The sequence below is a fragment of the Streptomyces sp. MS06 genome (genome assembly GCF_047200655.1).
Taxonomy (GTDB): Bacteria; Actinomycetota; Actinomycetes; order Streptomycetales; family Streptomycetaceae; genus Streptomyces.
Genome location: NZ_JBJZOJ010000020.1, coordinates 60,034 through 73,244, shown reverse-complemented (window position 1 = coordinate 73,244; position 13,211 = coordinate 60,034). Strand labels below are relative to the sequence as shown.

The window sequence follows — 13,211 nt, the reverse complement described above, 5'->3', positions numbered from 1 at the left end:
GTTCACGGCTGCGCGGTGGGGTCGAACCACGCAGGCCCGTCGGACAGCGCCTGCTTGATCCGGAACAACGCGTACTCGCTCAGTTCCGGAAGGCCGTCCACCGTGAACCAGCCCACCTCCAGGGACTCCTCGTCGTTGACGCGCGCCCGGCCGCCCACGGCCCGGCAGCGGAAGCTGATGTCCATGTACTGGCACCGGTCGCCGTTGGTGTAGGTGACCGGGCGCAGTGCCTGCACCGAGACGACCCGCTCGGCGACGCAGGTCACGGCCGTCTCCTCGTACACCTCCCGCACCGCGCAGGCGGCGGGCTGCTCCCCGGGCTCGGGGATGCCGCCGATCACCGACCACAGTCCGTTGTCGGCCCGGCGGCCCAGCAGCACTCTGCCCTCGTCGTCGAGGACAACGGCGCTGACCCCGGGAAGCCACAGCAGTTGCCGACCGGCGGAGGCGCGGAGGGTGCGGATGAAGTCGGGAATAGCCATGGGCCGACCCTAACCATGCCGGACCCGGTGCCGCCGGGGCGAGGCTCAGGCCTGCTCCTCCTCGGTGCCGCGCCGCCGGCGGACGCCCGCCCCGACCGCCCAGCCGAGGCCGCCCGCGGCGACCAGCACCAGGGCGAGTTCCGGGAGGGCGCCCAGTCGGGTGGCGGGGGTCAGCGAGGAGCGCAGCGGCACCTTCTGCACCAGGTGGTCGGCGACGAACATGCCGGTCTTCTGGGTGATGGTCCCGTCCGGCAGGATGATCGCGCTGACCCCGCTGGTCACCGGCACGGTGACGGTGCGGCTGTGCTCGACCGCCCTGACCCGCGACATGGCGAGCTGCTGGTAGGTCATCTCGCTGCGGTCGAAGGTCGCGTTGTTGCTCGGCACGGAGATCATCTGGGCACCGTGGGTGACGGTGTCGCGCACCACCCCGTCGAAGGCGGCCTCGTAGCAGGTGGTGAGGCCGATCCTGGTGTGGCCGACGGTGAACACGCCGGGCTTGCGGCCGGCGCTGAAGTCCTGGTGGACCATGGAGGTCCAGTCGCTGTTCACGGCGCCGACGAGGGAGCGCAGCGGGAGGTACTCGCCGAACGGCTGGATCCGGCGCTTGTCGTAGGTCTGCACGGGGCCCTTGTGCGGGTCCCACAGGATCTGCTCGTTGTAGAGCCGGCCGTCCCGCTCGACGACGCTGCCGACGGAGATCGGCACTCCGACGGAGCGGGCCGCCTCGCCGATGACGTAGGCCGCGTCGGGGTAGGCGAAGGGATCGACGTCGGAGGAGTTCTCCGGCCACAGCACGAAGTCGGGGCGGGGCGTCCTGCCCGCCTTGATCTCGGCGGCCAGGCGCTCCGTCTCGCGCGCGTGGTAGTCGAGCACGGCCCGCCGCTGGGAGTTGAAGTCCAGGCCGAGCCGGGGCACGTTGCCCTGGATGACGGCGACGGTCGCGGTACCGTCCTCGGCCGCGTCGCTGACCAGGGGCCGGGCGGCCACCGCGGCGACCACCGGTACGGCCACGCTCAGCAGCGCGGCGACCGCCGCACCCCGGCGCACGGGCACCGGGTCCGGGCGGCGCCGCCGGAGCAGGAGCCGGGCCGCCTCACCGAGTCCGAGGCCGCACAGGACGACGGCGAAACCGAGGACCGGGGTGCCGCCGACGGCGGCGAGCGGCAGGAAGACCCCGTCCGCCTGCCCGAACGCGATCTTGCCCCAGGGGAATCCGCCGAACGGCACCCGCGCGCGGGCCGCCTCGCCGGCCGTCCACACGGCCGCCGCCCAGAGCGGCCAGGCCGGCAGCCGGGACACCGCGGCGATGCCGGCGCCGACCAGGGCGACGAAGAGGGCCTCGACCGCGCTCAGGGCGAGCCAGGGCACCGACCCGACCTCCACGCCGGTCCACACCAGCAGCGGCAGCAGGAACCCGAGCCCGAAGAGGTAGCCGAGGCCCAGCCCCGCCTTCCAGCTCCGGCCGCGCAGCACCAGGCCGAGGACGGCGAAGGCCGGCAGGGCCAGCCACCACAGGGTGCGCGGCGGGAAGCTGACGTAGAGCAGCACTCCGGAGAGCGCCGCAGCGGCGGCCGGGACCAGGCGCCTCAGGCGCGCGCCGCGCGAGCGGGCGGCGCGGACGGGGGCCGGACGGTCCGAGCGGTCCACGGAGGTTGCGGTGACGGTCACTCCGGGAGTGTACGGCGGGTGACCTGGAACGGAACAGCGCGGTCCGGTGGCCGGCGGACGCCGGGCGGACGCCGGGCGGAGACCGGTGGCGGTGCCCGGCGGCCGGGACGGGGGCCCGCGGGGAGCACGGAGGAGCTCGACCGGCGCCACGTGGCGGCACGGGAAAGGCCGACCCCGACCCTCGGGTGCGGGACGACAACGGACGGCCGGCCCCTCGGGTGCGGGACAACGGACGGCCGGCCCCTCGGGTGCGGGACAACGGACGGCCGGTCCCTCGGGTGCGGGACGAGAACGGCGGGTCCCTCGGGGGCGACACGGAGGGTGCGCGGGCCCGGCCCCGCCGGTCACCGCAGGAGCAGCTTCCTGCACATCCGGGCGCAACGCATCCACAAATCCCTTCTGACCCGTTACGGTGAGCCCGGATCCGGCGCGGCCCACGAGGCCCGGAGACCGGGTCCCTGCACAGGTCGGGGGCGACCGGAGTCGGGGGCAGGTGGGTTTCACGGCGAGCGGGCGGGCCGGCTCCATGGCATCCCACACGGGTGCGGAGGCGGACGCCGACGGGCGAAACGTTTCCGACGCGGCGGGTCTCGTCGTACTGGGCGCCTGTGCCGCCTGGTCGGTGATCACGGCGGCGGTGCACGACGGCCGCCCGGAAGGCGTGCTGCTGGCCGTGCTCGCCGTGGCGGCCGGGCATGCCACGGGGCGGATCTTCGGGGCGCTGCTGCCGGTCGCGGCGCCGTGCGCGGCGGCACTGGCCGGACTGGGCCTGGTGCTGTGGGTGCCCGACCTCGTTCCCGGCCCGCAGCCCCTGGGACCGCTCGGGCACGCCGGCGCCACGGCGGCCGTGCTGACCCTGTCGACCGGCGCCGCCTGCTGTGCCGCCTGGGCCGCCGCCGCGCCGGCACTGCGGCTGGCGCTGCGCCTGCTGGCCACCGGGATCACGGTCGCGGCGGGCGCCCTGGCGCCGGCTCCGGCCGTCGCCGCCTGCGCCGCCGTGCTGCTCGCCTCCCTCGCCGCCGGCCGCGTCCGGCACCGCGGGCCGGGTCTCGCCGCGCTGACGATGACCGCGGCCCTGGTGGCCGGCCTGGTCTGGGCCGCCGCGGCCGACGCCCTGCCGACCGGGCTGACCTCGGCGCTCGACGGCGGGCTCACCGACCACCGCCTCGCGCTCTGGCGCGACGCGCTGCACCAGGCGCGGCAGGAGTCCGGTACGGGGGTGGGACCGGCACGTTTCGAGGACTTCAGCCCGACCGCGGCACAGACCCTGCTCTCCGACGGCAAACCCCACTCGGCGCCGCTTCAGCAGGCGGCCGAGCAGGGCGCCGTCGGCGCGCTGCTGCTGGCGGCGGCCTTCTGCTGGGTGCTGTACGCGCTGTGGCGGACCCCGCGGACCACTCCCGTCGCCCTCACCGCGGGCACCGCCCTGACGGCCGTGGCCGCGGTGGCGGCGGTCGGCAACGCCCTCAGCTTCACCGCCGTGTCCGTCGGCGCGGGCCTGCTGGCAGGACTGGCGACCGCGCGCCCCCTGACCGACGGCGGTCCCCCGGAGGCGGCACGGGCCCGCGCGGACGGTGAACGGCCGGCGCGGTGAGGGAGAGGGGCGGGACCCGGCACTCTCCGGTCAGTGCGCCGCTCCGGGTGCACCGGGCCGCAGGCGGTCCCGGATGGCCCGGACCGCCGATTCCGCGTTGTCCACGGTGATCGTGAAGGTGTGGCCGTCCCACAGCCGCAGCACCACGCCCTCGCCGCGGCGCACGACGACGGCGGTGCCCTTCTCGGGCCGCCAGCGGTAGCCCCAGCCGCCCCAGTGACGCGGGGTGACGTTCGGCGCGAAGTCGGCGCCCGCCACATGGGTCAGCGGGATGCGCCGCCGGGGCACCCCCATGTGTCCGCACCGCACCTCGACGGACTCCTTGTCCAGCCTGAGGTCGACGTGCACGAAGGCGAGGGTGCCGAAGAGGACCAGCAGACCGGCCGCGATGCAGCCGACGACGGCGATCACCAGGTCGGCGGCGCCGGAGGCCCAGTCCGAGTCGACGGCCAGTTCGATACCGAGCGCCACACAGGCGGCACCGGCGAGCGCCAGGAGCCACTGCGCGCGGTTGGTGGCCCGGCCGTGCCAGATGGCGGAAGGAGCGGCGTCCTTGCCGTGGGGCTGGTCCCTCATGTCTCGAGGGTACTCATGTTTCGCTGCGCCGACAGCGCGTCACCCGGCGTGACCGCTCCGCCCCGCCCGGCCCGCCGCCGGTCAGGCGGCGGGGCTGGCCGCGGCGAGCGCGCGGCCCTCGGCGTAGGCCAGGGCCGCCTCGGGCAGAGTGCCCCGGCGGCCGCTGAGCAGCACGGTGAGGCTGCCGGCGGTCGGGGCCTGCGGATCGGGACGCTCTCCGATGCGGCGCAGGGCCTGGGCGGCGACCGCGCCGGCGGAGCCGTGCAGCGCGAGCGGCGGGCGCCCCGGCCGCTGCACCGCGGCCCGGATGCGCTCGGCGACCAGCTCGTAGTGGGTGCACCCGAGGACGACGGTGGTGACGTCCGGTGGGGTCAGCGCGGCCGCCGCGACGACGGCCGCTTCGATCGCGGTGGCGTCGGCGTGCTCGACCGCCTCCGCCAGGCCGTGGCAGGGCACCTCGGTCACCCGGACGCCGTCCGCGAAATCGCGGATCAGGTTCCGCTGGTAGGCGCTGCCGGTGGTGGCGGGGGTGGCCCAGATCGCGATGCGGCCGCCGCCGGCCGCGGCCGGCTTGATCGCCGGTACGGTGCCGACCACCGGAAGCGCGGGCTCGAGCCGGGCCCGCAGCGTCGGCAGGGCGTGCACGGTGGCGGTGTTGCAGCCGACGATGAGGGCGGCGGGGCGGTGGGCCGCGGCGGCCTCGGCGACCGCGACGGCTCGTGCCGTGAGGTCCTCGGGGGTGCGCGGGCCCCAGGGCATGCCGTCGGGGTCGAGTGAGAGCACCAGGTCGGCGTCGGGTCGCAGGCGCCGGACCGCGGCGGTGGCCGCCAGCAGACCGATCCCGGAGTCCATGAGCGCGATCTTCACCCGGCCACGATAGTCGATGCCCTCGTCCCGGCCGCCGCCGTGGGGCAGACTGCGCGGGTGAGCGCCCTCCTGTGGATTGCCGTCGTCTCCCTCGCGGTCTGGCTGTGGCTGCTGCTCGGCCAGGGCCTGTTCTGGCGGACGGACGTCCGGCTGCCGCCCCGGCGGGACCCGGCCGGCTGGCCGCGGGTCTGCGTCGTCGTACCGGCCCGGGACGAGGCGGCGGTGCTCCCGTTGAGCCTCCCGTCGCTGCTGGCGCAGGACTATCCGGGGCCCGCCGAGATCTTCCTGGTGGACGACGGCAGCACGGACGGCACCGGCTCGCTGGCGGGTGAACTGGCGCGACGGCACGGCGGGCTGCCGCTGACCGTGGTTTCTCCGGGCGAGCCGCCGGCCGGGTGGACGGGCAAGCTGTGGGCCGTACGGCACGGCATCGCACTGGCCCGCGAGCGGGAGCCCGAGTACCTCCTGCTGACGGACGCCGACATCGCGCACGCCCCGGACGGCCTGCGACGGCTGGTGTCGGCGGCTCGGACCGGCGGGTTCGACCTGGTCTCGCTGATGGCGCGGCTGCGGGTGGAGAGCCCGTGGGAGCGGCTGGTGGTGCCCGCGTTCGTCTACTTCTTCGCGCAGCTCTACCCGTTCCGGTGGATCGGGCGCCGCGGCGGGCGGACGGCTGCCGCGGCGGGGGGCTGCGTCCTGCTGCGGGCGGAGGCCGCCGCACGCGCCCGGGTACCGGACGCCATCCGTCACTCCGTCATCGACGACGTGGCGCTCGCCCGCGCAGTGAAGGGCACCGGGGGCCGCATCTGGCTGGGCCTGGCCGACACGGTCGACAGCGTGCGGCCGTACCCCCGGCTGCGGGACCTGTGGCGGATGGTGTCGCGCAGCGCCTACGCGCAGTTGCGGCACAACCCGCTGCTGCTGCTCGGCACGGTCGCCGGGCTGGCGCTGGTGTACCTGGTGCCGCCCACCGCCGCGGCCTGGGGGCTCGTGGCGGGCGGCTCCGCGGCGGCGGCCGTCGGCGCTCTGGCGTGGCTGGTGATGGCCGGCACGTACGCGCCCATGCTGCGCTACTACCGGCAGCCGCTGTGGCTCGCCCCGCTGCTGCCGTTCACCGCGCTGCTGTACCTGCTGATGACGGTGGACTCGGCGGTGCAGCACTACCGGGGGCGCGGTGCGGCGTGGAAGGGTCGCACCTATGCGCGCCCGGGAGCGCTGCCCGAGGAGGGCTGACGGCGGAGGACTGACGGCGGAGGGCCGCCCCTGCGGGCTCCTCGAGGCCGCCCGCGGCCCGGGCGGCGTCGAGGAGCCGGCGGTCGCCCGCGGCCCAACGGTCGCCCGCGGCGCGCGCGGTCACTTGCGGCCCGGTGTCCAGTTCATGCCCCAGCCGTAGGCGCGGTCGACGGTCCGCTGCGGGCTCACCCCTCGGTCGGGGACCAGGTAGCGGGCCTCGCGCCGTACGACGAGGTCGCCGCCTTCGTTGGTGAGCAGCGCCAGGGCGCACACGGTGGAGGGCACCGTGCACTCGTCGAGCGAGAACTCGACGGGGGCCCCGTGCTGGGGCTGCAGCGTGACGGTGGCGTGCAGGTCGGCGAAGGAGCGGGCGCCCTCGTAGACGGTCACGAAGACCAGGACGCGCCGGAGGTCCTGCCGGTGGTCGAGGTTGACGGTGAGGTTCTCGCCGGTCGCGACGGCTCCGGTGCGGTCATCGCCGTCGAGGTGGATGTACGGCGGCCGGTGCAGGGCGCCGAAGGCGTTGCCCAGGGCCTGGACGACCCCTTTGCGGCCGTCGGCGAGTTCGTAGAGGGCGCACAGGTCGAGATCGGCCGGGGCGGCGGCGCGGCCCCATCTGCCGATCCGGCCCGCGGGTCGTTCGTGCATCCGCCAGTTGAGGTTGACCCGCAGCGCGCCGGAGGTGCCGCCCTGCTTGGTGAGGGACACGGAGGGGGACGACTTGGTCAGCGTGACCTTGGTCAGCCGCACCGGGGACGCGGCGGGGTCCGGCGCCGGGGGAACGGCAGGGGAAGCGGCGGGGGGCGGGGGCGGCGCGCCGGGGACGGGCGGGAACGGCGGCGGGTAGGCGGCGGGCGGGGCCGGAGGCGCGGGCGGGGCCGGTGGGCCGGCCGGAGGCGCCGCGTGCTGCGGTTCGTCCACCGCGATACCGAAGTCGGTGGCCAGACCCTCCAGTCCGCTGTCGTATCCCTGCCCGACGGCCCGGAACTTCCAGGAACCCTGCCGGCGGTAGAACTCCCCCAGCACGAAGGCGGTCTCCACCGACGCGCCGGTGCTGTCGAAGCGGGCCGCGACGGTGCCCTGCGCAGCGTCGCGGACCTCGATATAGAGGTCGGGCACCTGGCCGAAGGTGCCGCCGTCGGCGGAGGCGGCCAGGACCACGGTCTCCACGGCCTCCTCCACGCGTGCGAGATCGACCAGCAGCGAGTCGGTCACCCACTCGCCGGCCTCCCGCTTGCCCTCGTGCCGGACCGCCCCGGAAACGTGCGCGGACTGGTTGTAGAAGACGAAGTCGCCGTCGGAGCGGACCTTGCCGCCGACCAGCAGCAGGGCGGAGGCGTCCGCGTCGGGCACGCCCGGTCCGGAACGCCATCCCAGTTCGACGCGCAGTGCCGTCGCCGGCACCGGAACATTCGACCCTTTCGACATTGACATGTCCGCCCCCATCTTGGTGACCGGTGCCGGGCGGGTCCCGGCACTCCGCCGGAATGCCTACCCGGCCAACCTATTCCGGCGCGCCGCCCGCGCCGGGGAGGGGTGCGGCAACGGCGCGACCGCCGGTAACCCTGCCGGAACTCGCTCTTTACCCGATCCGAACCCGACTTGGCGCCCCTTTTTCCCACGTTCGCTCGCATTGCGCATCCCGGGTCACCCGCGGCTCGGAAAAGAACCCTCTTATCGGTCTCCCCAACCAGCACATCGTGGGCTTAACTTATGTGCCATGACCTCCCCCCGCTCCACTTATGGCGGCGGCTACTACTCCGCCTCCTTCCCGGACACCCCGATCTACGACTCGCTCGTCGCCGAGCGGGGCACTCCGCAGATCGCCCCGATCCGGGTCCCCTCCGCGTACGACATGCCCGGCAGTTCGCTGCCGGCCCTGCCGTCGGCACTCCCCGCCCTGCCGTCGGCCCCGTCCCAGTCCGCCTACGGCTACCCGCAGTCGCCGCAGCCCGCACCGATGCAGCAGGCGCCCGCACCGTACATTCCGCAGCAGGCGACCGCCCCGCGCGGCTACCCCGGCCCGCATCCGCAGCAGCAGCCGCGCCCGATGGCGCAGCCGCAGCGGCCGGTGGCACCCGGCGCGGGCACGGGCTACGAGGCGATGCGCCCCGCGGCTCCCCGCCCCGCCGCGGCTCCCTACCAGGATCCGTACAACGGGCAGCAGTACCGCGGCTACTGACCCGTCCGCGCGACCCGCGCCTCACCGGCCCTGCCGGCATGACGAGGCGATGGGTAGTGCTCGGCTGCAGTCGATACACGTCCACCCGGTCAAGGCGTTCCGGGCCCTGTCGCTCCGGGAGGCCGCGGTGGAGCCGTGGGGGCTGGCCGGGGACCGGCGCTGGGTTCTCGTCGACGACGGGGGAAAGGTCGTCACCCAGCGCGGGCAGCCGCGTCTCGGACAGGCCCGCGCCGTGCTCCGGCCCGGCGGCGGACTCCGGCTGTCCGCGCCCGGCACCGCGCCGTTGGACGTGCCCGTCCCCGGGTCCGCGGACACCGTCACGGTCGACGTATTCGGCGACAGGGTGGAGGCGGTCCTAGCCGATCCGGCCGCGCACGCCTGGGCCGGCCGCTTCCTCGGCGCCCGGGTGCGCCTCGTCCACCTGGACGATCCGGCCACGCGCCGTCCGCTCGACCCCGCTCACGCCCGTACCGGTGAAACCGTCTCCTTCGCCGACGGGTTTCCCCTCCTGCTCACCGCCACCGCCTCGCTGACGGCCCTCAACGCGCTGATCGCGCAGGGCGGGCAGGCGTCCGAGGGCCCCCTGCCGATGGACCGCTTCCGGCCCAACCTCGTGGTGTCCGGTACGGCGCCGTGGGCCGAGGACGGCTGGACGCGACTCGCCGTCGGGGAGGTCGTCTTCCGGGTCGCCGAGGCGTGCGCCCGCTGCGTCGTGACCACCACCGACCAGGGGACCGCCGCGCGCGGCAGGGAGCCGCTGCACACCCTGGCCCGGCACCGCCGGGTCGGCGGCAGGCTGCTGTTCGGCCAGAACCTGGTGCCGGTGAGCGTCGGAACGGTACGGGTGGGCGACCCGGTCAGGGCCCTGGACCGTTGACATCCTCTCCCCCTGGGGGAGGTTCCCGCCCACCGCGCCGTTGAGGGCCCGCGGTGTCGGGTGGGTCCTGCCACGTCCGCGGCGCCTCCGGACCGTGGCGGTCGACTGAACCAGCGGCGTGCCCTCGGGCGACCGGTCCACCGGCGGCCCCGACACCCCGTCAGCACCAGCCCGGGGCAACGGCGGAGGTCGGGGCGTGCCGGGCCACGTCCATACCGAACGGCTGCCGGGCCGCACCCCGCCGTACGGGGGAGGCGGTGGGAACCCCGCCGCCCGGTCCGGTCGTTGGGGGCTGGTGAGAGGTTGTCGCTCGGCCCGGCGGAGCGGAGGTGATGTCGCGATGTCGCACTCCCCTCCGCCCTTCCCCGCATGAGCGGCTCCGCAGCGGTTACCCGGGACCGGGAAGGGGGTGCAGGACGGTGCGAGTGATCAGCGGACTCTGGCGCTGGCGGCGCAACCCGCTGTGCCGTGCGACGGACCTGGCCGAGGCCTGGCTGGCGCTGGTGGCACTGCTGCTGGTCGCCGTCGCCGCTCCGGTGACGGGCGTGCTGACCGGTCGGAGTGCCCAGGACTCCCTGCAGCGGACGGTCCGTGCGCAGCACCGGACGCGCCATCTGGTGACGGCCACCGTGGTGCGGGAGACGGGGAGTTCCGCACCCGAGGCCGATCCCGGGTCGGCTGCCCTGCGCGTGCTGCGCAGCCGGGTCGTGGCCGACTGGACCGCCCCCGACGGGCTGCGCCACGAGGGGCCGCTCATCGCCCCGCTGGAGAAGCCGCGGCGGGGCGACCGCTTCGCGATATGGACCGACAGCCACGGGAACACGGTGGCCCGCCCACTGGACGCCGCGACGGCGACGATGCACGCCGTCCTCGCCGGTCTCGGCGTGGCGCTGCTGGCCGCCGGCGGGGTGGTGCTCGGCCGTCGACTGGTGCTCGGGCTGCTCGTCCGCCGCAGGTACGCACACTGGGACCGGGCTTGGGGCCGGGCGGGCCCGGACTGGGGCAGGACGGGCACCGGGAGCTGACCGCCTGGCGCCTCCGCTCACCTCGCGGGCCCCGCGCACGCTACGGTGGACCGGCCGAACTCTTCGGCACCATCCCGCCGATGAGGGAGCCACCGTGGCGCCCCGGAGGCGAACGAGCCATCAGTACGACGAGGTGGGGGCACGGCAACGCATGGCACAGGGCACGGTCCAGGTGACGCAGACCGGCACATCGCGGTGGCGGCGCCGCACGGACGAGTACGCTTCGCTCGCCGCCGCCCTGGAGGCCGCGGCGGACGGTGACGTGCTCACCATCGCCCCCGGCACCTACCGGGAGAACCTCGTCGTGCGGCGGGCGATCACCCTGCGCGGCCCGGAGGGTTCCTCGGGCAGCGTACGGATCGCGCCCCCGGACGGCGTGCCGCTGACCGTGCTCGCCTCGGCGGTGCTCCAGGACCTGCACGTGGAGGGCCAGGACGCGGCCGCTCCGGCGCTCCTCGTCAAGGACGGCACTCCGGAGCTGAGGGACATCCGGGTGGTGACCCGCTCCGCCGCAGGGATCGAGGTCCGCGGCCCGGCACGGCCGACGCTTCGGCGCTGCACCGTGGACAACCCCGCGGGCATCGGCATCGCCGTCGTCGGCGGGGGCGGCGGGGTCTTCGAGGACTGCGAGGTGGTCGCGGCCGGCCAGGCGGGGGTCGCTGCGCACGGCGGCGCGCACCCGCGCCTGGACGGCTGCCGGGTGCACCACGCGGCGGGTGTCGGGCTCAGCGTGACCGGCGAGGAGACCGCGCTGGAGGCGGTGCGCTGCGAGGTGTACGAGGTCCGCGAGAGCGGCGTGCACGTCACCGGCCGGGCCACCGCGCACCTCACCGACTGCGACGTGCACCGCACCAACGCCGACGGCGTCACCCTCGACACCGACGCCGTGCTGACGCTGGCCGACTGCCGCATCCACGACATCCCCGAGAACGCGGTCGATCTGCGCTCGCGTTCGGTGCTCACGCTGACCCGCACCACGGTGCGCCAGTTCGGCCGGAACGGCCTGTCGGTGTGGGACCCGGGCACCCGGGTGGACGCCAACCAGTGCGAGATCTTCGACAGCACCGGCGACTACCCGGCCGTGTGGATCAGCGACGGCGCCACCGCGGTGCTCGACTCCTGCCGGGTGCACGACGTGCCGGACGCCCTGTTCGTCCTGGACCGCGGCTCGCGGGCGGACGTCGTCGACAGCGACCTCTTCCAGGTGCGCAGCACCGCGGTGTCGGTCAGCGACGGCGCGACCGTCCAACTCGACGACTGCCGGGTCCGGGACGCGGCCACCGGGGCGTGGTTCCGTGACCACGGCAGCGGCGGCACCCTGGCCAACTGCACGGTGGCCGGCACCCAGACCGGTGTGATCGTCACGAAGGGCGCCGACCCCACCGTCGAACGCTGCACGGTCGACTCCCCCGCCGAGGCCGGGTTCTACGTCTCCGCCGAAGGCCGCGGCAGCTTCCTGCACTGCCGGGTGACCGGCAGCGGCGGCTACGGCTTCCATGTCATCGACGGCTGCCGCACCACACTGCGCAGGTGCCGCACCGAGCGCTGCGCCCGCGGCGGCTACCAGTTCGCGGACGGCGGCCCCGACACCGTCTCCGACGCCGTCTCCAGGCCCGTGGTGGAGGACTGCACCAGCGACGAGAGCGCGGTCCCGGGCGGCCCTGTTCTTCCCGAACCGGCCGTGCAGACGGCCCCGCCGCAGACCGGGCTGCTGAGCCCGGTGCCCACTCCGCGCCCAGCCCCCGCCGCACCGGCCGACACGCCCCCCGTGGCCGACACGCCGCCGGCGCGTACCAGCAAGGCGGTCCTCGGTGAACTGGACGCGCTGGTGGGCCTGGACAGCGTCAAACGCGAGGTCCGCGCCCTCACCGACATGATCGAGGTGGGCCGGCGGCGGCAGCAGGCCGGCCTCAAGGCCGCCTCGGTGCGGCGGCATCTGGTCTTCACCGGCTCCCCGGGGACCGGTAAGACCACGGTGGCGCGCCTCTACGGCGAGATCCTGGCCGCCCTCGGGGTGCTGGAGAAGGGCCACCTCGTCGAGGTCTCCCGGGTCGACCTGGTCGGCGAGCACATCGGCTCCACGGCGATCCGCACCCAGGAGGCCTTCGATGCGGCCCGCGGCGGAGTGCTGTTCATCGACGAGGCGTACGCCCTGTCACCCGAGGACGCCGGGCGGGACTTCGGCAAGGAGGCCATCGACACCCTGGTGAAACTGATGGAGGACCACCGGGACGCCGTGGTGGTGATCGTGGCCGGCTACACGGCGGAGATGGAGCGCTTCCTGTCCGTCAACCCGGGCGTGGCGTCGCGGTTCTCCCGCACCATCACCTTCGGCGACTACGGTCCCGAGGAACTGCTCCGCATCGTGGAGCAGCAGGCGGAGGAGCAGGAGTACCGGCCCGCGCCCGGCACCGCGGAAGCGCTGCTGAAGTACTTCACCGCCTTCCCCAAGGGGCCGGCGTTCGGGAACGGCCGCACTGCCCGGCAGACCTTCGAGGCGATGGTCGAACGGCATGCGGGCCGGGTCGCCCGGCTGACCGAACCGAGCACCGACGACCTGACGCTGCTCCACCCGGAGGACCTGCCCGAGCTGCCCTGATCCGCCGGGCCGCCCGCCCGGTCCGCTGCTGTGGCCCCTGCGGTAGGACCGCGCGGGTCCCGCGGCGCGGGAGACCTCGGCCCCCCGCCGGTGGCCGGGCCGGGC

11 protein-coding genes are annotated in these 13,211 nt (G+C 75.2%); 6 read left to right on the top strand and 5 right to left on the bottom strand.

All coding sequences use genetic code 11. From position 1 onward, the window contains the following. Positions 1-2: 2 nt before the first annotated feature. Both ACL02U_RS13585 and lnt read right to left on the bottom strand, forming a co-directional pair. Complete coding sequence (locus ACL02U_RS13585; protein ID WP_412791028.1) at positions 3-482, bottom strand: NUDIX hydrolase; 480 nt, start codon at positions 480-482, stop codon at positions 3-5. A gap of 45 nt (positions 483-527) precedes the next feature. Continuing rightward, positions 528-2,153: an apolipoprotein N-acyltransferase gene (gene lnt / locus ACL02U_RS13580; protein WP_412791027.1), complete on the bottom strand. Its 1,626-nt coding sequence runs from the start codon at positions 2,151-2,153 to the stop codon at positions 528-530. Positions 2,154-2,679: 526 nt separating this feature from the next. Here lnt and ACL02U_RS13575 point away from each other — a divergent pair. Further along, on the top strand, positions 2,680-3,747 hold the full coding sequence (locus ACL02U_RS13575; RefSeq protein ID WP_412791026.1) for an O-antigen ligase family protein: 1,068 nt from the start codon (positions 2,680-2,682) through the stop codon (positions 3,745-3,747). 30 nt (positions 3,748-3,777) lie between these two features. Here ACL02U_RS13575 and ACL02U_RS13570 read toward each other — a convergent pair whose 3' ends face one another. Together ACL02U_RS13570 and ACL02U_RS13565 are read right to left on the bottom strand one after the other, a co-directional pair. After that, on the bottom strand, positions 3,778-4,323 hold the full coding sequence (locus ACL02U_RS13570; RefSeq protein WP_412791025.1) for a hypothetical protein: 546 nt from the start codon (positions 4,321-4,323) through the stop codon (positions 3,778-3,780). An 81-nt stretch (positions 4,324-4,404) separates the two neighbouring features. After that, positions 4,405-5,190, bottom strand: coding sequence for a glutamate racemase (locus ACL02U_RS13565; RefSeq protein WP_412791024.1), 786 nt, complete (start codon positions 5,188-5,190; stop codon positions 4,405-4,407). A gap of 57 nt (positions 5,191-5,247) precedes the next feature. On the opposite strand from ACL02U_RS13565, the gene ACL02U_RS13560 reads away from it, so the two are divergent. Further along, positions 5,248-6,423, top strand: a complete 1,176-nt coding sequence (locus ACL02U_RS13560) for a glycosyltransferase (protein WP_412791023.1) — start codon at positions 5,248-5,250, stop codon at positions 6,421-6,423. A gap of 120 nt (positions 6,424-6,543) precedes the next feature. Here the strand turns inward: ACL02U_RS13560 and ACL02U_RS13555 are convergent, their stop codons facing one another. Next, the gene (locus ACL02U_RS13555; RefSeq protein WP_412791060.1) at positions 6,544-7,851 is read right to left on the bottom strand and encodes a TerD family protein; all 1,308 of its coding nucleotides are present in this window, start codon (positions 7,849-7,851) and stop codon (positions 6,544-6,546) included. 292 nt (positions 7,852-8,143) lie between these two features. Here ACL02U_RS13555 and ACL02U_RS13550 point away from each other — a divergent pair, with 292 nt between their 5' ends. From ACL02U_RS13550 to ACL02U_RS13535, 4 genes are all read left to right on the top strand, one after another. Beyond that, positions 8,144-8,605, top strand: a complete 462-nt coding sequence (locus ACL02U_RS13550) for a DUF6643 family protein (RefSeq protein WP_412791022.1) — start codon at positions 8,144-8,146, stop codon at positions 8,603-8,605. Positions 8,606-8,654: 49 nt separating this feature from the next. Further along, the gene (locus tag ACL02U_RS13545) at positions 8,655-9,482 is read left to right on the top strand and encodes an MOSC domain-containing protein (RefSeq protein WP_412791021.1); all 828 of its coding nucleotides are present in this window, start codon (positions 8,655-8,657) and stop codon (positions 9,480-9,482) included. A gap of 419 nt (positions 9,483-9,901) precedes the next feature. After that, the gene (locus ACL02U_RS13540) at positions 9,902-10,507 is read left to right on the top strand and encodes a hypothetical protein (RefSeq protein WP_412791020.1); all 606 of its coding nucleotides are present in this window, start codon (positions 9,902-9,904) and stop codon (positions 10,505-10,507) included. Between the two features lie 151 nt (positions 10,508-10,658). Next, on the top strand, positions 10,659-13,106 hold the full coding sequence (locus ACL02U_RS13535) for a right-handed parallel beta-helix repeat-containing protein (protein WP_412791019.1): 2,448 nt from the start codon (positions 10,659-10,661) through the stop codon (positions 13,104-13,106). Positions 13,107-13,211 lie beyond the last annotated feature (105 nt).

Coding starts and splice junctions, on each gene's coding strand:
- ACL02U_RS13575 (WP_412791026.1), top strand. CDS start 2,680: ATGGCATCCCACACGGGTGCGGAGGCGGACGCCGACGGGCGAAACGTT.
- ACL02U_RS13535 (WP_412791019.1), top strand. CDS start 10,659: ATGGCACAGGGCACGGTCCAGGTGACGCAGACCGGCACATCGCGGTGG.
- ACL02U_RS13555 (WP_412791060.1), bottom strand. CDS start 7,851: ATGTCGAAAGGGTCGAATGTTCCGGTGCCGGCGACGGCACTGCGCGTC.
- ACL02U_RS13585 (WP_412791028.1), bottom strand. CDS start 482: ATGGCTATTCCCGACTTCATCCGCACCCTCCGCGCCTCCGCCGGTCGG.
- ACL02U_RS13570 (WP_412791025.1), bottom strand. CDS start 4,323: ATGAGGGACCAGCCCCACGGCAAGGACGCCGCTCCTTCCGCCATCTGG.
- ACL02U_RS13550 (WP_412791022.1), top strand. CDS start 8,144: ATGACCTCCCCCCGCTCCACTTATGGCGGCGGCTACTACTCCGCCTCC.
- ACL02U_RS13545 (WP_412791021.1), top strand. CDS start 8,655: ATGGGTAGTGCTCGGCTGCAGTCGATACACGTCCACCCGGTCAAGGCG.